At 67.7% G+C, this 20,985-nt stretch carries 15 protein-coding genes; 5 read left to right on the top strand and 10 right to left on the bottom strand.

What is annotated here, in order from left to right:
• Window positions 1-52: 52 nt before the first annotated feature.
• The 6 genes from K9B35_RS17265 to lgt form a co-directional block, all read right to left on the bottom strand.
• Entirely contained in the window at window positions 53-895 is an 843-nt protein-coding gene (locus tag K9B35_RS17265; protein WP_224923242.1) for a cupin-like domain-containing protein, read from the bottom strand.
• 184 nt (window positions 896-1,079) lie between these two features.
• A complete protein-coding gene (locus tag K9B35_RS17260) occupies window positions 1,080-2,402 on the bottom strand; it encodes a cystathionine gamma-synthase family protein (protein WP_224923241.1) in 1,323 nt (440 codons plus the stop codon).
• Between the two features lie 58 nt (window positions 2,403-2,460).
• The gene (gene pgeF / locus K9B35_RS17255) at window positions 2,461-3,231 is read right to left on the bottom strand and encodes a peptidoglycan editing factor PgeF (protein ID WP_224923240.1); all 771 of its coding nucleotides are present in this window, start codon (window positions 3,229-3,231) and stop codon (window positions 2,461-2,463) included.
• Complete coding sequence (locus K9B35_RS17250) at window positions 3,228-3,737, bottom strand: GNAT family N-acetyltransferase (protein ID WP_224923239.1); 510 nt, start codon at window positions 3,735-3,737, stop codon at window positions 3,228-3,230. Before K9B35_RS17250 ends, pgeF begins: the two co-directional genes overlap by 4 nt.
• Window positions 3,734-4,795 (bottom strand): class I SAM-dependent methyltransferase, encoded by a 1,062-nt coding sequence (locus tag K9B35_RS17245; RefSeq protein ID WP_224923238.1) that lies wholly within the window; start codon window positions 4,793-4,795, stop codon window positions 3,734-3,736. The genes K9B35_RS17250 and K9B35_RS17245 overlap by 4 nt, the downstream gene beginning before the upstream one ends.
• Before the next feature lie 89 nt (window positions 4,796-4,884).
• On the bottom strand, window positions 4,885-5,775 hold the full coding sequence (gene lgt / locus K9B35_RS17240; protein ID WP_224923237.1) for a prolipoprotein diacylglyceryl transferase: 891 nt from the start codon (window positions 5,773-5,775) through the stop codon (window positions 4,885-4,887).
• Window positions 5,776-5,883: 108 nt separating this feature from the next.
• Between lgt and K9B35_RS17235 the strand changes: the two genes are divergently transcribed.
• Genes K9B35_RS17235 through phbB form a run of 3 tightly spaced genes read left to right on the top strand, consistent with a single transcriptional unit; the run spans window position 5,884 to window position 9,865 of the window.
• Window positions 5,884-8,109, top strand: a complete 2,226-nt coding sequence (locus K9B35_RS17235) for a xanthine dehydrogenase family protein molybdopterin-binding subunit (RefSeq protein WP_224923236.1) — start codon at window positions 5,884-5,886, stop codon at window positions 8,107-8,109.
• Window positions 8,109-9,113: a ferrochelatase gene (gene hemH, locus K9B35_RS17230; RefSeq protein ID WP_224923235.1), complete on the top strand. Its 1,005-nt coding sequence runs from the start codon at window positions 8,109-8,111 to the stop codon at window positions 9,111-9,113. The genes K9B35_RS17235 and hemH overlap by 1 nt, the downstream gene beginning before the upstream one ends.
• 29 nt (window positions 9,114-9,142) lie before the next feature.
• Entirely contained in the window at window positions 9,143-9,865 is a 723-nt protein-coding gene (gene phbB / locus K9B35_RS17225) for an acetoacetyl-CoA reductase (protein WP_224923234.1), read from the top strand.
• Window positions 9,866-10,045: 180 nt separating this feature from the next.
• On the opposite strand, the gene K9B35_RS17220 is transcribed toward phbB, so the two are convergent.
• The 3 genes from K9B35_RS17220 to K9B35_RS17210 form a co-directional block, all read right to left on the bottom strand.
• Complete coding sequence (locus tag K9B35_RS17220; protein WP_224923233.1) at window positions 10,046-10,573, bottom strand: DUF2846 domain-containing protein; 528 nt, start codon at window positions 10,571-10,573, stop codon at window positions 10,046-10,048.
• Window positions 10,570-11,223 (bottom strand): hypothetical protein, encoded by a 654-nt coding sequence (locus tag K9B35_RS17215; RefSeq protein ID WP_224923232.1) that lies wholly within the window; start codon window positions 11,221-11,223, stop codon window positions 10,570-10,572. Before K9B35_RS17215 ends, K9B35_RS17220 begins: the two co-directional genes overlap by 4 nt.
• A 143-nt stretch (window positions 11,224-11,366) precedes the next feature.
• A complete protein-coding gene (locus tag K9B35_RS17210; RefSeq protein WP_224923231.1) occupies window positions 11,367-11,903 on the bottom strand; it encodes an outer membrane protein in 537 nt (178 codons plus the stop codon).
• A 173-nt stretch (window positions 11,904-12,076) separates the two neighbouring features.
• On the opposite strand from K9B35_RS17210, the gene K9B35_RS17205 reads away from it, so the two are divergent.
• Together K9B35_RS17205 and pbpC are read left to right on the top strand one after the other, a co-directional pair.
• The gene (locus K9B35_RS17205) at window positions 12,077-17,833 is read left to right on the top strand and encodes an alpha-2-macroglobulin family protein (protein WP_224923230.1); all 5,757 of its coding nucleotides are present in this window, start codon (window positions 12,077-12,079) and stop codon (window positions 17,831-17,833) included.
• Window positions 17,834-18,067: 234 nt separating this feature from the next.
• Window positions 18,068-20,164, top strand: coding sequence for a penicillin-binding protein 1C (gene pbpC, locus K9B35_RS17200; RefSeq protein ID WP_224923373.1), 2,097 nt, complete (start codon window positions 18,068-18,070; stop codon window positions 20,162-20,164).
• A 107-nt stretch (window positions 20,165-20,271) separates the two neighbouring features.
• Here the strand turns inward: pbpC and K9B35_RS17195 are convergent, their stop codons facing one another.
• Complete coding sequence (locus K9B35_RS17195) at window positions 20,272-20,787, bottom strand: RcnB family protein (RefSeq protein ID WP_224923229.1); 516 nt, start codon at window positions 20,785-20,787, stop codon at window positions 20,272-20,274.
• Window positions 20,788-20,985: the final 198 nt, after the last annotated feature.

Here is a 20,985-nt window from a genome sequence, read left to right as displayed (position 1 = left end):
CGAAATGTGCGCCGCCGCCGCACGGCTTAGCAAGCGACGAATACGGTCGGGGTCAGCCGACGCGCTGTGCGGCCTTGGCCTTGAGCGCGGCGTGCATCGCGTCGACCATCCGGCTTGGACCCTGCGCCTGTGCGCCGCCGTGGAGGCGGGCGTTGAACAGCGCTGCGAGCTTCCAGTCGCGCGGCCCCGGCTCGGCGACGATCGCGTCGATGACCGGATCGACTTCGCCGACGCCGATCGAGACGGTCGCGGCAGGCTCGAGATAGGTCACGCAATGCCACCAGAAGGGCGGCTGGACCAGCGCCTCGCCCGGGCCGAGGATGAAGTGGCATCCGTCATGTTCGGCGACCAGCGCGGACCAGTCGTCGAGCGACAGGCCGCGCAGATTGCGGCGGGCGAAATTGGCCTTCACGTCGAGCGCGCTGGCGGCGGTGATCGGCAGAAAGGCGAAATGCTTGCGGCCGATCAACGGCACCTGAAACAGCCAGTGGCTGAGCCAGTCGAAATGCATGTCGGCGCAGGAGCCCTGTCGTCCGGCGAAGAAGCGTGGATGGCGGGTGGGGCCGAGCGATTGCGGCAGGTCGATCCGGTCGAGTACCGCCTGGGGCACGCCCGCCTCAAGCACCATTTCGAGCGCGTTGACGCTGTCCGCAGGCGGCGCGGGCGTGTCGAGATAGGCGCCTAGGGCGATGCTGCGTGGGGCGGATCCAAGATCGCGGCCCCCGAGCAGGTCGTTCAGATAGTTGTTCACGACGGGGAAGCGCATGGCGCGCAGGTCGGCCTGAAACTTGGGGTCTTGCAGCGCCGGCTGCGGGAACCCGACGATTTTGGTCGGGCGGGTGAGACCGGCGAGCCCCTGTGTCCGGAGCTGGCCGAACTCGATCACATCACGCATACTGACTACCGCACGAATACTGAACCAAACCAATATTCTGGTAGCCGTACTTCAGGAGTTCGGGAAAGCCCCCTCTTTACTCATTTTTACCATGACTGTTCGGAATCGGTGCAGCGCAATTACGCGATCGGTCATGGCATGGGGCGCGGTGCCGGCCCCTCCCCCGCAGGGGAGGGGCTGCGTTTCACACCGCCTTCAGCGCTTCGGTGAAGTCCGCGATCAGGTCGTCGGCATTTTCGACACCGATCGAGATGCGGACGAGATTGTCGGTGATGCCGAGCGCCGCCTTGCGCGCGTCCGGGACCGAGAGGTGGGTCATGGCGGCGGGGGCGCTGGCGAGGGTTTCGGTGCCGCCGAGGCTGACCGCGAGCTTGGCGATCTTCAAGGAGTCGAGGAACGCGAATGCCTCTTTCTCGCCGCCCTTGAGGTACAGCGAGAAGGTCGAGCCGGCGCCGGTGCAGTGGCGATCGTAGATGTCGCGCTGGCGGCTGCCTTCGGGGAGAAATCCGAGATAGCCGACGCTTTCGACCTTGGGGTGGGTGCGGAGATATTCGCAGACCTTCACCGCGTTCTCGCCCGCGCGGGACATGCGCAGTTCGAGCGTCTCCAGCGAGCGCAGCAGCATCCACGCGGTGTTGGGGTCGCAGATCGTGCCGATCGTGTTGCGCATCATGCGGATGGTGTTGATGTGTGCCTTGCTGCCCAGCACGCCGCCCGCGACGAGATCGCTATGGCCGCCGGCATATTTGGTGAGCGAATAGACGACGAGATCGGCGCCCTGCTTGAGCGGTTGCGCCCAGAGCGGGCCGAGGAAGGTGTTGTCGATCGCGATCGGCGGCTTGGTGTCGCCGGTGAAGATCGCGTCGCGGCTGGCGGCGACGGCTTCGACATCGACCAGCACGTTGGTCGGGTTGGCGGGGCTTTCGAGATAGATGAGGGCGACATTGCCCGACGATGCCTTTTGCAGCACCGCGTCGATCTCTTCACGCGTGGCGCCGGCGGGGAAGTCGACCCAATGGACGCCGAACTTGCCGAGGATGCGGGCGATCAGCGTTTCGGTGGCGGCGTAGAGCGGGCCGCTGTGCACGATCGTGTCGCCGGGCTTGACCATGGCGAGGAACAGGGTGGCGATGGCGGACATGCCGGAGGAGAAGGCGAGTGCGTCTTCGGCCTCTTCCCACACGCCCAGGCGATCCTCGAGGATTTCCTGATTGGGGCCGTTGAAGCGCGAATAGACGAGGCCTTCGGCACCGCCGGGACGCTTGCCGGTGACGCCTTCGAAATGGCGCTTGCCCGCGGCGGCGTTGGGGAAGACGAAGGTGGAAGTGGCGAAGATCGGGGGCTTCAATGAGCCTTCCGACAGCACCGGGTCATAGCCATGGCCCATCATCAGCGTGCTGGGGCTGAGCTTGCGGCCGCCGACGGTGTCGACCGGGGGCTTGGGGCGGCGGCGCGGGGTGGTGCCGGTGAGGGCGGCTTCGTCCTGCTGTTCGGGCGTGTCGGTCATGGTGCGTCCGCTCCTGGTATCAGATGAAACTAATTACCGCAGCCGTCGCACCGATCGTTTAGTCCGTCAATGCGATCACGCTGATCTGGCGGCCATAGTCGGGCGCGCCTTCGTGCGTCGCGCGGCGATAGCTGAAGAAACGCGCAGGATCGGCATAGGTGTCCGCGCCGAGTGCCTCGATCCGGCGCAGCCCTGCGGCGGCAAGGCGGTGGACGACATAGGCCTCAAGGTCGAACTGGTAGTGGCCGGGCTTGCCGGGGGTGAAGAAGCGTTCGTTCGCCGGGTCGGTGGCGGCGAAGCGGGTGAGGAAAGCGTCGTCGACTTCGTAGCTGGCGCGGGCGATGCAAGGGCCGATAGCGGCGGCGATGCGGCTGCGGTCGGCGCCGAGTTCCTCCATGCGGGCGATGGTGGCGTCGGTGACGCCGTGGAGTGCGCCCTTCCACCCGGCATGGGCGGCGGCGACTACCCCGGCGGTGCGGTCGGCGAACAGCACGGGGGCGCAGTCGGCGGTGAGGATGCCGAGCAGGATACCGGGGCGGTCGGTGACGAGGGCGTCGGCGTGCGGGCGGGCGTCCTCGTCCCAGTCGCTGCCGACGATCACGGCGTCCGGGGAGTGGACTTGGTGGACGGTGGCGAAGTGGCTGCCGGGCGCAATCGCGGCGATGACGCGGCGCTGGTTTTCCTGCAATTCGGGCGTGGGGGGCAGGCCGCGGCGGCCCATGTCGAGGCTGGCGGTGGGGCCGGTGGTGACGCCGCCGGTGCGGCCGAGGAAGCCGTGCGCGACGCCGTCGAGTGCTGCGGCGCGAAGGATGGTGAGGGCGTTGTTCACAGCGCCAGCCGCATCACGAGGTCGCGGTCGATCTGGCGGCCGACCGGGAAGGCATAGTCGCCGACATGGACGAAGCCATATTTGCCGTAAAAGGCGATCGCGCGGTGGTTTTCCTCGAACACCGTCAACAGCAATGCGGGCGCGCGGCGGGCGCGGGCGGTGGTCATCGCCCAGTCCATCAGCGCCTGTGCGACGCCGCGCCCGTGCCAGTCGGTCGCGACATAGAGCTGCGCCAGCTGGGCGTCGGTCGCGTGCGCCTGTTCGAGATTGGGGGGCACCATCTTGGCATAGCCGGCGATGGCGCCATCGACGCGGGCGACGGCCCAGGTCATCGCCGGGTTGGCGAGGTCGCGGGTCAGGCGGCCGTCTTCGCCGAAATTCTCCTCGAGGAATGTGTTGAGGTCTTCGGGCTTGTAGAAATGGGCGAAGGTGTCGCGCCAGCTTGCCTCGGCCATCGCGTCGAGCGCGGCGGCGTCGGCGGGCGTGGGGGTGTCGAGCTGAATCATGCGAAGCCCGCCGGGACGGGCCAGCCGGGCGCGGTCAGCGCGACGACCTTGAACAGCTCACCCATCGCGTCGTCGCCGATCAGCCGGTCGCGGGCGATGGCGACATCGGCGGCGCGGTCGGGGGCGGCGCGGGTGAGGGCGTCGGCGCGCGGTTCGATGCCGAGGTCGCGCAGCCATGCGCCCTGCGAGATTGGGCCGTATGCCTCCAACCCCTCGACCCGCGCGGCTTCGATCAGCGTGCCGAAATCGACATGCGCGGTCAGGTCGGCCTCGCCCGGATCCTCGAACGGATTGACATAAGCGTGACCGCGCACCGCCTGAAGCGTGTCGCCGATCGCGGGGCCGGCATAGCCGTAATCGATCACGATCGCCGCGCCGCCCTGTTGCAGCAATCGCGCGGCGAGGGCGCGCAGGATCGCGACGCTGGGGGGCGAGGTTTCGAGGATCGATCCGTCCGCTGCGTCACGGAACTGCTGCGGGATGATCGGATCGAAGATGGTGTTGCCGATCACCGGGATGAACAGCGTGTCCTGGCACGCGATCAGCCGCTCGCGCCAGCCCTGGGGCGTCTTGACCAGCTGGCGGATCGGGAGCGCGTCGAAGAATTCGTTGGCGACGACCAGCAGCGGCTTGTCATCGGGGATGCCGACAAGATCGAGCGACCATTCCGCGTCGGGAACCTGCTTGGCCTGTTCGGCGCGCAGAATCGGGCTGTTTTCGACGAAATGCACCGGCGGGGTGAGGCCGGCGCTGCGCATCGCGCGCAGGGCATCCGCGGCGAGCGTGCCGCGTCCCGGGCCAAGCTCGACATAATGGCAGTCGGGGCGATCGGCGCGGTCCCACAAATCGGCGAGCGCGAGGCCGACCAGCTCGCCGAACATCTGGCTGATTTCCGGCGCGGTGGTGAAGTCGCCGCGCGTGCCGAGCGGGTCGCGCGTCGCGTAATAATGGGTGTTGGCCGCGCCCATGAACTGCGAGAGCGGGATCGGCCCGGCGAGCGTGATCGCGCGGGCGATCCGCTCGGGGAGTGGGCCTTCGGTATTCGGCGCGTCGGTCATCGTCCCCCCATCCGTATGGCCTGAGTCTGTCAAAGGTCCGCGCACGGGGTGCGCAGAAGGCACTTCGACAGGCTCAGTGCGAACGGCTGTTATGCAATCGTCTGGTCGCCTGCAAACGGCTCGACGCGCTCGCGGCGCTTCTTGGCAGTGGCGATGAGGTAGAGGCCGCCGAAGATCATCGGGAGCGTCAGCAGCTGGCCCATGTGCAGGCCGGGCGTGGCGAAGATGGTGCCGTCGAACTGCGCGTCATGTTCGCGGAAGAATTCGACGAACCAGCGCGACAGGCCATAGCCGAGGATGAAGGTGCCGACGAGCTTGCCCGGCTGATAACGCGCGTCGGTCTTCCAGAACAGGAACCACAGGATCAGGCCGACCAACAGCCCTTCGAGGCCGGCCTCGTAGAGCTGGCTCGGGTGGCGCGCGAAGGTTTCGCCGGTCAGCTGCTTCCGGTCGTTCATGTCATGGACGATGCCCCATGCGACATTGGTCGGATGGCCCCACAGCTCGCCATTCACGAAATTGGCGATGCGGCCGAAGAACAGGCCGAACGGGACGGTGCAGGCGACATAATCATGGACGCGCAGCCAGTTGAGCTTTTCCTTGCGGCACAGCCACAGGATCGCGAGCGTCACACCGAGCACGCCGCCATGGAAGGACATGCCGCCTTCCCACAGTTGCAGCAGCTTGAGCGGTTCGAGGAACAGGGTGGGCTGATAGAAGATCGCATAGCCGAGGCGACCGCCGAGGATGATGCCGATGGTGGCATAGAACACCATGTCGTCGGCATGGCGGCGGGCCATCGGCGCACCCGGCTGAGCCAGCAGCTTGAGCAGATACCACCAGCCGACCAGGATGCCCGCGATATAGGCGAGCGAATACCATTTGAGCTGAAAGAAGCCGAGGTTCAGCGCGACCGAATGCAGGCCGAGGTCGCTGAACTGGATATGGGAGGTCGCTTGCGCGGCGGCGGTCAGGATCAAGGTTCGGGCTCCCCGGGGGTTCGGCGCTGTCCTATCGGGATATGACGGCGGGGCCAAGGGGAGGAATGGGTGTGGCGCCCCGCTTTGCGCCCCGCTAGAGCGGCGGGGATGGAGCGCAAGGGCATCAAGGGGATCGACCGGCGCACGCTGCTGATTGGTGGCGGGGCGGGGATCGGGCTGATCGTCGCATGGGCGGCGTGGCCGCGGACCTATCTGCCCAATCTGCCGGTGCGCGAGGGCGAGGCGGGGTTTGGCGCGTGGCTGAAGATCGCGCCCGACGGGCAGGTCACGGTCGCCGTGCCGCAATGCGAATATGGGCAGGGCGTGTTCACGACGCTGCCGCAGATTGTCGCCGATGAACTGGGCGCGGATTGGCGGCGGGTCGGGGTCGAGCAGGCACCGCTCAGCCCGCTCTACGCCAATGCGCTGGCTGCGGGGGAGATCTTCCCCGGCGTGCTGCCCGAGCGGCTGCGCGCCACCCATGCGCGGCGCAATGCGCTGGTGCTGACCGGAGCGTCGACATCGATGCGCCAGTTTGAGGGGCCGTTGCGTGAAGCAGGGGCGGCGGCGCGGGCGATGCTGTGTCAGGTGGCGGCGCGGCGTTGGGGCGTCGAATGGACCGCGTGCGACACGGCGAACGGCTTTGTCGTGCATGACAAGCAGAAGATCGGCTTTGGCGAGTTGGCGGCGGAGGCGGCGGGCGAAGAGGTGCCGGCCGACCTGCCGCTGCGCGAGGGCGATGGCGCGCGGTTGATGGGCGAGCCTGCGCCCCGGCTGGACGCGCCGGGCAAGGTCAATGGCAGCGCAAATTTCGCCGCCGACATCCGCCTGCCCGACATGGTGTTCGCCGCGATCCGGCAGGGGCCGGTCGGCACGGTGAAGCTCTATTCGGTGGACGAGGGGGCGGCGCGCAAGGTTCCGGGTGTGCTGCAAATCGTCAAGGACGAGCGCTGGGTCGCGGCGGTCGCCAATAACAGCTGGGCGGCGCAGCGCGCACTCGACGCGATGAAGCCGCGGTTCGAGGTGGCGACCAAGGTCGACAGCGCGTCGATTCAGGCCGCGCTCGATGCCGCGCTGGATGGCGATGGCACGCGGATGGAATCGGAGGGTGACCTGTCCGCGACGTTCAGGGGCGCGCGCGTGGTCACTGCGGAGTATCGCGTCGGCGTGGCGCTGCACGCGGCGATCGAGCCGATGGCGGCGACGGCGAGCTTTGCCGATGGGCGCTGTCGCATCTGGATGGCGACGCAGGCGCCGGGGCTTGCGCGCGCGGCGGTGGCGGATGTGCTGGGCATGAGCGAAGGCAATGTCGTCATCCATCCGGTGTTCGCCGGGGGATCGTTCGGGCAGAATCTGGAGCATGATGTTGCGCAGCAGGCTGCGCTGATCGCGCGCGAGGTGGGCAAGCCGGTGCAGCTGACCTGGTCGCGCGGCGAGACGTGCCTGCACGACCGCTATCGCGCGCCGGCAGCGGCGCGGATGACCGCGCGGCTGGGGAGCAATGGCGCGGTGGCGGGTTGGCTCGCCAAGATTGCTGCTCCGGCGAGCGGGCATGAGCTGGCGGCGCGGTTGATGGCCGGGGATGGTGCGATTGCGGCGGGGCTGGCGCTGGCTGGCAGCGGCGATCCGGCGGCGGTGGCGGGGGCGCGGCCGCCCTATCGCATTGCCAATCTGGCGGTCGATCACCATCCTGCCGATATCGGCCTGCCGACTGGGTACTGGCGCTCGGGGTCGCATGGGGCGACGGCGTTTTTTACCGAGAGCTTCATCGACGAGCTGGCGCATGTTGCGCAGATCGAGGCGCATAGTTTCCGGATCGCGATGCTGGGCGGCGAGCCGCGACTGGCGCGGTGCCTGTCCACCGTGGCGACGCTGGGCGGGTGGCAAGGGGGGCTTGCGGGCAGCGGGCAGGGGCTGGCGTGCCACGCCTTTCGCGGATCCTATATCGCGGTGATGGTCGAGGCGTCGGTCGGCGGGGACCAGCGGATCAAGGTCGATCGCATCGTCGCGGCGGTCGATTGCGGGCGGGTGGTCAACCCCGATGTGGTGCAGCAGCAGATCGAGGGCGGGCTGATTTTCGGCATGGCCGGGGCGCTGGGCGCGACCACGGGCTTTACCGGCAACATGGCCGAAGCGCGCGGGTTCGCCGATCTCGACCTGCCGCGCCTTGCCGACACGCCCGAGATCATGATCGAACTGATCGCGAGCGAAGCCGATCCCGGCGGGGTGAGCGAGCTGGCGGTGCCGCCGGTCGCGCCTGCCATTGCGAACGCGATCCATGCCGCGACCGGCGTGCGGTTGCGGCAACTTCCTTTGATTCCCGGAGGCGAATGATGTTCTTACCCGAAGGCCACCCCGCGGTTGCGCCGCGGCGGATCGGCGTGCTGCTGGTCAATCTCGGCACGCCCGACGCGCCCGATGCGGGTGCGGTGCGGCGGTATCTGGGCGAGTTCCTGTCGGACCGCCGCGTGGTCGAGATTCCGGCGCTGATCTGGCAGCCGATCCTGCGCGGCATCATCCTGCGCACGCGGCCGGCCAAGTCGGCGCATGCCTATCAACAGGTGTGGACCGATGACGGATCGCCGCTCGCCGCGATCACCAAGCGGCAGGCGGTGGCGTTGCAGGCGGCATGGCCCGAAGTGATGGTCGATTGGGCGATGCGCTATGGCAATCCGTCGATCCCGGCGAAGCTGAAGGCGATGAAGGATGCCGGGTGCGAGCGCATCCTGATCGCGCCGCTCTATCCGCAATATTGCGCGGCGACGAGCGCGACGGTGGTGGACAAGGCGTTCGAGACGCTGGCCGCGATGCGCTGGCAGCCGGCGCTGCGCACGCTGCCGCCCTATTTTGACGATCCGCGCTACATCGCCGCGCTGGCGGAGTCGGTGCGGACGCAGTTGGCCGCGCTGGAGTTCGAGCCCGATGCGGTGCTGGCGAGCTTTCACGGGATGCCGCAGCGGACGCTGGAGCTGGGCGATCCCTATCACTGCCATTGCCGCAAGACCGCGCGGTTGCTTGGCGAGGCGCTGGGGCGTGAACTGACGGTGACGTTCCAGTCGCGGTTCGGGCGCGCGAAGTGGCTGGAGCCGGCGACTGATACGGTGCTGGAAGCGCTGCCGGGCAAGGGCGTGAAGAAGATCGCGATCGTCGCGCCGGGCTTTTCCGCTGACTGCTTGGAGACGCTGGAAGAGCTGGCGATCCGCGGGCGCGAGAGCTTCGAAGAGGCGGGGGGGACGCATTTTGCCTATCTGTCATGCCTCAATGACAGTGCTCCGGGCATCGCGATGTTGCGCAGCATTGTCGCATCGGAACTTGCGGGTTGGGTCGACCTTCCCTAGCCTTTGCTGAAATCGGCTTAGGAGAGACTATGGCACGGGTAGCGATCGTTACGGGCGGCACGCGCGGAATCGGCGAGGCGATCAGCGTCGCGCTCAAGGATCTGGGGATGACCGTCGCCGCCAACTATGCCGGCAACGACCAGCGCGCGGCGGAGTTTACCGAGCGCACGGGGATCGCAGCGTTCAAATGGGACGTGTCGGATTATGACGCGTGCCAGGCGGGCATTGCAGAAGTCGAGGCGGCGCTGGGGCCGGTCGATGTGCTGGTCAACAATGCCGGCATCACCCGCGACGGCACGATCCTGAAAATGACCTACCAGATGTGGAAAGAGGTCATGGACACCAACCTTGGCGGTTGCTTCAACATGGCCAAGGGTGTGTTCCCGGGCATGCGCGACCGCAAATGGGGGCGCATCGTCAATATCGGGTCGATCAACGGTCAGGCGGGCCAGTACGGCCAGGTCAACTATGCTGCGGCAAAGAGCGGCATCCACGGCTTTACCAAGGCGCTGGCACAGGAAGGCGCGCGCGCCGGGGTGACGGTCAACGCGATCGCACCGGGCTATATCGACACCGACATGGTCGCGGCGGTCCCGGCCGAAGTGCTGGAGAAGATCGTGGCGAAGATTCCGGTTGGCCGGCTGGGCCAGGCGAACGAGATTGCGCGCGGCGTGGCGTTCCTGTGCTCGGAAGAGGGCGGGTTTGTGACCGGGTCGACGCTGAGCATCAATGGCGGGCAGCATATGTACTGACGGGCGAAGGGGCGGCCACGACCGCCCCGGTGCGCCGCACCAGCGGCGCAGCGCCCGGCACGGCCGGCGGGGCCGCAACGCGGAACCCGTCCGACGCCAGCACGGGCTTTGCCCGTGCCAGCCACAAAAAAAAGGGGCGGGAACGGCCAACGCTGTTCCCGCCCCCTTTATTGAAGCAGCTTACTCCGGCGTGCCCGCAGCAGCCGTAGTACCCAGCGCGGCAGTGACCTGCTCGGGACGCAGTGCACCCTCGCCCGGGCCCATATCGTCGGCATCGACCATCTTGAGGTTCTTGGCCGCGCGGAATTCCGCCTCGGTCGAAGGGCGGATGTCGGGGCGACCGACCATGATGCCCATCTTGATCTTGCAGGTTGCGAACTGGGTCTCGTCCGCCTCGACCTCAAGCGCGAGTACGTCCTTGGCTTCGCTCTTCACGGTGAATTCGTGACGACCCGGCTCGGTGACCATGATGAAGTACTTGCCCGCGCCGAGCGAGCTGACCTTCTGGCCCTTTTCATTGACCGAGCAGCCGATTGCAAAGCCGGTGCCGCCGGGGCGGAAGAACACGATCTGGCCCTTGCCAGCGGGCGGGGCGGGCAGCGCGATCGGTGCGGCCTTGGCCTTGTCGCCCTTCTTGTCCTGCGCAAGGGCAGGGGTTGCGATCATCGCGACAGCCGCAGCAGCGACGGCGAAAGTGCGGAACTTCATGGTTGCTCGTTTCCTTTTGCGGGGACTGTGGCTTCGATCGGCGCCCCCCCTTCGGTCGCCGTCTGAATGGATGAAGGCGCGATCGTGAACGTTTCGGCGGTCTTGGCCTGGACGATGCTGCCCTCTGCGATGGTCAGCTTGCCGCCCTTGATCAGGAAACCGAACACGCCGAGCACGGTGGCGCTGGCGATGCTTGCGGTGTCGATCCGCGATTGGCCGCTCTGCTCGGTGCGCAGGCTGCGCAGCCGCAGCCGCTTGCCGCCGACCTCGAGATAGCGGGCGGCCAGAACGAGTTCGCCCCCTGCGCCAGCGCCGCCATTCTTCTTGGCGTGGACGACCTCACCCAGCCCGGTGACGCCAGCGGGCACGGCTTCCTTGCCGTCGATCATGATTGGGGCGGCGAGGCGGATCGGAAACAGATCGCCGGTGTTACTGGTCGCGCTGCCCAGCGTCTTGAGCAGTTCGATCCGGACGGGTGTCAGCGCCGGAACGGTGAGGCAGCCATCGCAGGCGGGGGCGTCGCCCGGCGTGGGTGCGGCAGCGGCGAGTGCCGGCGCGTCCGCCGACGGCGTCAGCTCTTGCGCCTGCGCGCCCATGGAAAAGACGCCGCACACCAGTGCAGCGTTCGTGACGACCAATGGCCAGCGCACTGAAATCCCCCCTGAAACCCCGCGCTGTTCATGCGCGATTTTGGGTAGGATTCGCAATCTGATTTATCGTCCGTAACGATCCGAAATGGGGAAGGGGCCGGCCACTTTCGTGACCAGCCCCGGATCGAGGAGTGCGCTGTGGATCAGAAGCGCAGGCCGATCCCGGCAACCCCCTGATGGCGGCTCACGCCCGCTTCATAGTCGGTGTAGCGATATTCGACCTTGGCGAAGACCTTGTCGCTCAGCTTCTGTTCGACGCCGGCACCGACGCGGAAGCCGTCGGCGTTGCCGTTGCCGGCGATGCTGAGCAGGCGGAAGTTGGAATAGCCCGCCTTGGCGTAGACCAGCGTCTTGCCGGTGACGATGCCGACGCGGCCGCCGATATACAGGTCGCGGCTGGTTTCGGCGACGGTGGCGGCACCGGCCTTGAGCTTTGCGGTCGAGTCGGCGACTTCGGCTTCGACGCCGAACACGGTGCTGCCCTTTTGCACGTCATAGCCAAGGCCAAAGCCGTAGATGACGCCATCGGGGTTGCGGACGCCGGGGGTGTTGAGATCGACCACGTCATAGCCGGTAATCACGGTCGCCTTGGCGCCGCTGAAATCTTCGGTGTCCTGCGCCAGCGCGGGGGTGGTGATGGTGGCGAGGGCGGCGGCGAGTGCCAGAGCGAGCTTCTTCATGTCGTGTTCCTTGCAATCTGAATGTCGACGCGGCGTCGTGCCGCGGTGGCTTCGATGTGCTGGACGGGCCGGGTGCGAACCACTGACAGAAACTGAGAATGCGCGGGTGCTGACACTGGACACCTGCTGTGAGGGGCGTAGGTTCCGCGGACCTGTCGGGGGGAATGGGTTCAATGAAGCAGTTCGCACGCGCCGCCGCGGTTCTGGCCCTGGCCCTTACGCCGATTGCGGCATGGGGCGATTCGAGCCCGCAGGTGGTGCTGGCCACCCCCGGCATGGGTGACGGCGCGATCGAGCGCTACACCGTGCGCTTCAGCCAGCCGATGGTGGCGCTGGGCGATCCGCGTGCGGCCTCCCCGATCAAGGTCGAATGCGCGGTTGGCGGCGAGGGGCGCTGGGTCGATCAGCAGACCTATGTCTGGGAATTTGCGAGCCCCTTGCCCGGCGGAACGACGTGCAAGATCGCGCTGGCCGAGAAGCTGAAGAGCGTTGCCGGCTATGCCGTGTCGGGCAAGCGCGAGTTTACGGTCGATTCGGGCGGTCCCACGGTCAAGGCGATGCTGCCGCAGCGCTGGGGCGGCGAGATCGAGGAGGATCAGGTCTTCCTGATCGGCACCAACATGCCCGCCACGCGCCAGTCGGTCGCGGCCAACGCCTATTGCGCGGTCGAGGGGATTGGCGAGAAGATTCCGGTCGAGCTGCTCGCAGCCGAAGTGCCGGGCAAATTGCTGCAGGATCTGAATCCCAAGCGCTGGGAAGTGCGCAACTTCCTGAGCGAGGCCGGGATGGCCGAGGCGCTGCCAGAGAAGGCGGAGGATCGCGCGCGGGTGCTGTCCAACGTCGTCGCGCTGAAGTGCGGGCGACCGTTGCCGCCGGGACGCGATGTGGCGTTGGTGTGGGGCGCGGGCGTGGCTGGGGCTGGCGGCAAGACCGCGGGCGCGGACCAGCGCTTCGACTTTACCGTGCGCAAGCCGTTTGAGGCGCGGTTTGAATGTTCGCGGGTCAATCCGCAGGCGGGGTGTAATCCGGTCAAGGAGGCGTGGGTCCGCTTTACCGCGCGCATCCCGCGCGAACAGGCCGAGGCGATCCGCATTTCGCTGCCCGATGGCAAGGAGCTGAAACCCGCGCTGAGCGACGAGGACAAGCGCGCCAATACGGTCAGCGATATCAAGTTTGCAGGACCGCTCCCGGCATCGGTTACCGCCAAACTGGTGCTGCCCGAGGGGCTGAAGGACGAGAGCGGGCGGGTGCTGTCCAACGGCCAGCGCTTCCCGCTGGAGGTGCGGTTCGACGAGGCGCCGCCGCTGGTGAAGTTTGCCGCGCCGTTCGGGATCATCGAGGCGCAGGAGGGCGGCGTGCTGCCCGTCACGGTGCGCAATGTCGAACCATCGCTGCAGGGCAAGGGGCTGACCGTCGCGGGGCAGCAGCTGCGCGTCGATGCGTCGGATGGCGAGATCGCCAAATGGCTGCGCACGATCGACGATGCCGATGATTACAAGAGCGAAGAGGTCAAGAAAGGCGCCGAGACGGTCACGATCAACCAGACCGGTGCCGCGTCGATCCTGACCGGGGCGACCGGCACTGCGCTCCCGGCGATCGCGCTGCCCGGCAAGGGCAAGGAGTTCGAGGTCGTCGGCATTCCGCTGGGCAAGCCCGGATTCTATGTCGTCGAGCTGGCGTCGCCGCAATTGGGCAAGGCGCTGCTCGGCCGCGATGCGCCGCGTTATGTGGCGGCGGGTGCGCTGGTCACCAACATGGCGGTGCATTTCAAATGGGGTCGTGAGGGCTCGCTGGTGTGGGTGACGTCGCTCGATAGCGGCAAGCCGGTTGCGGGCGCGCAGGTGCGGGTGACCGACAGCTGTTCGGGCAAGGGGCTCGCGACGGGTCAGACGGATCAGTTCGGCCGGCTTGCGGTGGCGCAGGGGATTCCCGAGCCGCAAAGCTGGGGCGGATGCGAGGAGGGTTCCTCGCCGCCGCTGATGGTGTCGGCGCGCAAGGGCGATGACATGAGCTTTACGCTGACCGCGTGGGGCGAGGGCATCCGGCCGTACGACTTCGACCTGCGCTATGGCTACGAAGCCGCGAGCGACATCGTTCATACCGTGTTCGACCGCGCGCTGGTTCGCCAGGGCGAGAGCGTCAACATGAAGCATATTTTGCGCCGCCCGGTCGCGAATGGCTTCGTCTTCCCCGAAGGCTTCAGCGGCAAATTGCGCCTGTCGCACAGCGGATCGGACACGCAGTTCGAGCTGCCGGTGGCGATCAGCGCGATGGGCAGTGGCGAGAGCCAGTGGAACGTGCCGCAGGGCGCGCCGATGGGCGACTATAACCTGCAGTTCGTGAAATCCGACGGCAAGGGCGGCGAGGAGACGGTCTGGACCAGCCAGTCGATCAAGGTCGACGAGTATAAGCTGCCGACGATGAAGGCGTCGGTCGCCGGGCCGAAGGAAGCGGCGGTGCGGCCCAAGACGCTGCCGCTCGACCTGTTTGTCGGCTATCTGTCGGGGGGCGGGGCGTCGAACCTGCCGGTCGAATTGCGCATCGGCTATTATGACGAGAGCGACACGCCCGATGGCTGGGACGGCTACACGTTCGGCGGGCGCGCGATCGAGGAGGGGACCAAGCCGCTCAACGGCGATGGCGAGGAGGACGAGGCAAACAGCCTGCCGCCGATGCAGACACTGCCCGTCACGCTGGGCGCCGATGGCACCGCGCGGACCAGCGTCGATATCCCGCAGACGCTGACCGGCAACAGCCGGATGCGGGTCGAGATGGATTATCAGGATGCCAATGGTGAGGTGCTGACGGCATCGCGCGGCATCCCGCTGTTCGGCTCGGGCGTGCAGCTGGGCGTCAAGACCGATGGCTGGCTGATGAAGGAGGACGACTTGCGCCTGCGCTTTGTCGCGCTGGATACGCAGGGCAAGCCGCTGAAGGGCCAGAAGGTTCAGGTCGCGGTGTACAGCCGCGAAATCCTGACCGCGCGGCGGCGGCTGATCGGCGGCTTCTACGCTTATGAAAACAACATGCGTACGACCAAGATCGGCGCATCCTGTTCGGCGAAGACCGACGAACTCGGCCTCGCGCAATGTTCGATCGACCCGGGCGTGTCGGGCGAGGTGCATGTCGTTGCGACCACCACCGACAGCGCGGGCAATGTCGCGCGCGCGACGACGTCGGTGTGGTTGGCGGGCGAGGATGACTGGTGGTTCGGGGGCGACAATGGCGACCGGATGGACGTGATCGCCGAGGCGCAGGAATATAAGTCCACCGACACTGCGCGCTTCCAGGTGCGGATGCCGTTCCGGGAGGCGACCGCGCTGGTGACGGTCGAGCGTGAGGGCGTGCTGTCGAGCTTTGTCACCACATTGTCGGGCGACAATCCGGTGGTCGAGGTGCCGTTGCAGGGCGTCTATGCCCCCGATGTGTTCGTGTCGGTGATGGCGGTGCGCGGGCGCGTCGGCGGGTGGAAATTGTGGTGGTCCGATCTGGCGCGCCGCTGGAACCTGCCGTTCTTCTCGCGCGAGGGGGCCAAGCCGACGGCGATGGTCGATCTGGCCAAGCCGAGCTTCCGCATGGGCATCGCGAAGATCAAGGTCGGCTGGGAAGGGCACCGCATGGCGGTGACCGTCAAGGCGGACAAGGAACGCTATGCCGCGCGCGACACTGCGAAGGTGTCGCTGCAGGTCAAGAACCCCGATGGCAGCGTCGCGCCCAAGGCCGATGTCGCGTTTGTCGCGGTCGATGAGGCGCTGTTGCAGCTTGCCCCGAACGAGAGCCTGGATGTGCTCAAGGCGATGATGGGCGAGCGGTCGTTGTCGGTGCTGACCTCCACCGCGCAGACGCAGGTGGTCGGCAAGCGCCATTATGGGCGCAAGGCGGTCGAGGCCGGCGGCGGTGGTGGCGGCGATCTGTCGGCGCTGAACCGTGAGAATTTCCAGCCGGTGCTGTTGTGGCGCGGAACGGTGCCGCTGAATGCGCAGGGGCAGGCGGTGGTCGATGTGCCGCTGAGCGATGCGCTGACCGCGTTCAAGCTGGTCGCGGTGGCGGTCGGCGACAATGGCCAGACGTTCGGCACGGGCGAGACGGCGGTGCGGACGGCGCAGGATCTGAGCATCTTTGCCGGGATTCCGCCGCTGGTGCGCGACGGCGATTTCTTCTCGGCGGGCTTCACGCTGCGCAACGGGTCGGACAAGCCGATGAAGGTGACGGCGAAGGTCGAGCTGTCGCCCAATGTGGCGCAGGGCCGCGACCTGACGGTCGAGATTCCTGCCGGGGGCGCAGTGCCGATCGCGTGGAACCTGACCGCACCCAAGGGCTTCGACAAGTTGCAGTGGAAGGTTACCGCGCGCGATGCGGGGGGCAAGGCGGTCGATGCGGTGACGGTGGTGCAGGATATTGCGCCGGCGGTGCCGATCGAAACCTGGGCCGCGACGCTCGCCCGGGTGGGCGAGGGCGGCCCGATTTCGATTGCGCCGCCCGCGGGCGCGCTGCCGGGTGTCGGCAGCGTGACGGTGCGGTTGACCGAGACGCTGGTGCCGCCGTTGCAGGGCGTGCGCGATTATATGGCGGCCTATCCCTATGGCTGTTTCGAGCAGCGCACGTCGCAGGCGGTGGTGCTGGGCGATGTGGGTGCGTGGAACCGGCTGGCGGGTGAGCTGCCGGTGTATCTCGATCGCGACGGGTTGCTGCGATACTTCCCGTCGGAGAGCCTGCGCGGGTCGGAGGCGCTGACCAGCTATATCCTGTCGATCACGGCGGAAGCCGGGCTGCCGATCCCCGAGGCATCGCGCGGGCGGATGATCGAGGCGCTGAAGGCGGTGCTCGACGGGCGCTTGCGGCGTGACGATTATGGCGATGTCCGGCTGCAAAAGGTCGCGGCGTTCGCGGCGCTGGCGCGCCAGGGCGCGGCGTCGGCGGCGATGCTGGGGCAGCTGGGCATTACGCCAGCGGACATGCCGACATCGACGCTCGCCGATTATATCGCGGCGCTCGGCCGGGTGCCCGGCCTTGCCAATGGTGCGCAACTGCGCGCGGCGGCGGAGGGCGTGCTCAAGACGCGGCTGGTCTATGAAGGCACGCGGATCGACCTGTCCGACAAGGCCAATACGCCGTGGTGGCTGATGGCGTCGGGCGATGAATCGGTGCTCAAGGCGCTGGTGGCGACGCTGGGCCGTCCGGCATTCCAGGGTGAGGGGCCGAAGATGATGGTCGGCGCGTCGCTGCGCCAGCAACGCGGGCATTGGGACACGACCACCGCGAACGCATGGGGCGTGATCGCCGCGCGCAAGTTTGAGGGGGTCTATCCCGCCGCGCAGGTGGCCGGAATCACGACCGCGACGCTGGGCACGCAGGTGGTGACGCGCGGCTGGCCGCTGGCGGAACCGCAGCGCAGCCTGTTGTTCGCGCTGCCGCGCACCCAGACGCCTTTGGTGCTGAGCCAGTCGGGCGGGGCGGGGCCGTGGGCGAGCGTGCAGGTCAAGGCGGCGGTGCCGCTGACCCAGCCGTTGAATGCCGGCTACAAGCTGACCCGCGCGGTTGAGGTGGTGCAGGCCAAGACCAAAGGCGTGCTGACGCGCGGCGACGTGCTCAAGGTGACGCTGACGGTCGAGGCGAGCGCGGATCGCAACTGGGTGGTGATCAGCGATCCGGTGCCGGCGGGCGCGACGGTGATCGGGTCGCTGGGCGGCCAGTCGGAGATGCTTGCGGAAGGCACCAGCAGCGGCGGGACCAGCTATGTCGAGCGTGGGCGCGATGCGTGGCGCGGTTACTTCGCGTGGATGCCGCGGGGCACGCACAGTGTGAGCTATGCGATGCGGCTGAACGCGGCGGGCCGGCTGCAGCTGCCGCCGAGCCGGGTCGAGGCGATGTATTCGCCCGAGATCCGCGCGGCGGTGCCGAACCAGCCGATGGTGGTGGCGCAGCGGTGAGATCTGTGGGTCCGGTGTGATGCGTAAGCCGACATTCAGTCGTCACCCCGGCCTTGTGCCGGGGTCCACTTCGCCGCACGCCCGGTGCTCCTGCCTCATGCTTCGCGCTCGCCTCCCGGTGGACCCCGGCACAAGGCCGGGGTGACGATGGTGGGAAAGCTCTGGCACCGGCTTCACGGCCTGTGGACCCGCCTTGAAGCCGCGACGCACCGCGCGTGGTGGACCGGGCCGCGCATTGCGGTTGCGGCGATTCTCACGCTGGCCGGCGTGCATGTCGCGGTGGACTGGGCGACGCTGCCGCCGCCGCTGCCGTCGCATCGCGCGACGGTGGCGGGGTGGAAGCCGTCCGAGGCGTGGTTGTATGATCGTGAGGGGCGGCTGCTCGACAGCTCGCGGGTCGATTTTCAGGCGCGGCGGTTGGGCTGGACGCCGCTCGACAAGATTGCGCCCGAGGCCGTCGAGGCGATTGCGAACGCCGAGGATCGCCGGTTCCGCGACCATGACGGGGTCGATTGGTGGGCCGTTGCCGGGTCGATCCGCGACCGGTTGGAGGGCAAGCGCGCACGCGGGGCGTCGACGCTGTCGATGCAGGTTGCGGGCTATCTTTCGCCCGATCTCGCCGCGCCGGGATCGCGCGGGTTCATGGACAAGCTGCGCCAGATGCGCGCCGGGGCGGCGCTGGAACGCGGGTGGAGCAAGGATCAGATCCTTGAAGCCTATCTCAACCTTGCCGGGTTTCGGGGTGAGGCGCAGGGGATCGGGGCGGCGGCGCTGGGGCTGTTCGGCAAGACGCCCGATGCGCTGACCCGCGACGACGGGCTGCTGCTCGCCGCGCTGCTACCCGATCCGTCGGCGGGGGCGGATGCGGTGGCGCGGCGGGCGTGCGCGCTGTCGCGGGACGATGATTGCAGTCGCTTTGCCGGCGCCGCTGCGTCGATGCTCGGGCCGGCGCGCAGCCTGACGCTCGACCCGGGGCTGGCGATGCACCTGTCCAACCGGATGCTGACCCAGCCGGGGCTGAAGGTGAAGACCACGATCGACCTCGACGTGCAGCGCGTCGCGATCCGGGCGCTTCGGCGGCAACTGGTTGGCCTTGGCGGCACGCGCGCGCGCGATGGGGCGGTGATCGTTGCGGACAATGAAACCGGCGAAATCCTCGCCTGGGTCGGCGGGATCGGGGGGGCGTCGACCGCGCCCTCGGTCGATGGCGCGGCGAGCTATCGGCAGGCGGGATCGACGCTCAAGCCGTTCCTTTACGCGCAGGCGATCGAGAAGGGGTATCTGACCCCGGCATCGATCCTCGACGATAGTCCGGTGCAGCTCGACACCGCGTCGGGGCTGTATGTGCCGCAGAATTACGACCGCGCGTTCAAGGGGCCGGTGAGTGCGCGATCGGCGCTGGCGGGGTCGCTCAACGTGCCGGCGGTGCGGACCCTGATCCTGACCGGGGTGGAGGCGTTTCGCGACCGGCTGTGGGACAGCGGTTATCGCGGGCTGACCGAAAGCGGCGATTATTACGGCTTCAGCCTCGCCCTGGGGTCGGCGGAGGTGACTCTGGTCGAGCAGGTTGCGGCCTATCGCAGCCTCGCGCGCGGGGGGCGGTGGTCGCCGCTGCATGTGGACGCGGAGGCGAAGGACGCCGAGGCGCGCCCGACGACGACGCCGCAGGCCGCGTGGCTGGTCGCGGACATGCTGGCCGATCCGGCCGCGCGGGCATCGACCTTTGGCATGGATTCGGCGCTGCGCCTGCCGTTCTGGGCGGCGGTAAAGACGGGGACGTCGAAGGCGATGCGCGACAATTGGTGTATCGGCTTTTCCGATCGCTACACGGTCGGCGTGTGGGTCGGTAATCTCGAGGGCGATCCGATGCGCGCGGTGTCGGGGACCAGCGGGGCGGCACCGGTGTGGCGCGACGTGATGATGGCGCTGCACGCCGAGCAGCCGGGCCGCGCGCCTGAGCAGCCCAAGGGGATCGAGGCGCGGCAGGTCAGCTTTGGCGGCAATATCGAACAGCCGCGTCGGGAGTATTTTCTGGCCGGGACGGCGATGACGCAAGTCGCGGCGGCGCCGGCGGTGGCGCGGCGGCCGCGCATCGTCAGCCCGGTGGCGGGCAGCGTCTATGCGCTTGACCCCGATATTCCGATCGAGCGGCAACGCATGGCGATCAGCGTGTCGGGGGAAGTGATCGGCCACCGGCTGCTGCTCGACGGACGTGATCTTGGCACTGCCGATGCGCGGCCGCTGGTGCTCGCCGGGCCGGGACGGCACCAGTTGCGGCTGGTGGCGCCGGGCGGTCGGGTGGTCGATCAGGTGTTGTTTACGGTCCGCTGAACCAAAATGGATTCGGTGCGTTGACGCAGCCGGTCCGTTACCCTTTCTGGGCCGGTACATAGTATAGGCCGCGCCGACAGCGTATCCGTCGGCGCGGCCATTTTGTATTACCAGTAGAAGTTGCGGATCACCCGAACGACGGTGCCGCGACGGGTGTCGACCAGCAACACGTCGTCATAGTGACGGACCCAGCGCTGGTAACGGCTAGCCGGGGGCAGGCGATAGCGCCACGGATCGCTGATGAAATAGCGGCTGCCATAATAGGTCGGCGCGATGCGCACGCCGGCGCGGAAGCCCTGATAGCGGAACGGCGCGCGCCAGTTGCCACGGGCATAGACACCGCGATTCGAACCGCGATGGGTGCGCCAGTCATTGTCGCCCCAGCGGCGGTTGCGATCCTGAACGGCACCGCGATAGTCGCGGCGCGCCTCACGCACGTCGCGCTGTTCGCGGCGCACGTCGCGGCGGTCGCCATAGCGGCGCGCGTCGCGCAGGTCGCGCTGCTCCTCACGCAGATCCTGGCGCTCGCGGCGCACTTCGCGCTGCGACTGGGCGCTGGCGGCGGGAACCATGACCGGCATGGCGACAGCGGCGATCAGCGCGGCTGCGAAAAATCTCTTCATGTGCGTCCTCCTTCGACTCGGCCTTGTTGGCCGGTATGGGAGGACATTAGGCAGCGGCGACTGAACGGCGCGGGAATGAACAGTTCAGCCGCGTGAAAGGGAGTCGTTTTCAGCTGCGCTGAAGACGGCACCGGCCCGCTCCCCCACCCGGCCACCCATAGAATACACGGTCGTTGGGTGGCCGGGTGGGGGAGCGGG

Origin of the sequence: Sphingomonas sp. R647 (genome assembly GCF_020177055.1) — a bacterium.
In the GTDB taxonomy this organism is placed as follows: domain Bacteria; phylum Pseudomonadota; class Alphaproteobacteria; order Sphingomonadales; family Sphingomonadaceae; genus Sphingomonas.
This window is presented reverse-complemented; position numbering and strand designations above follow the sequence as displayed.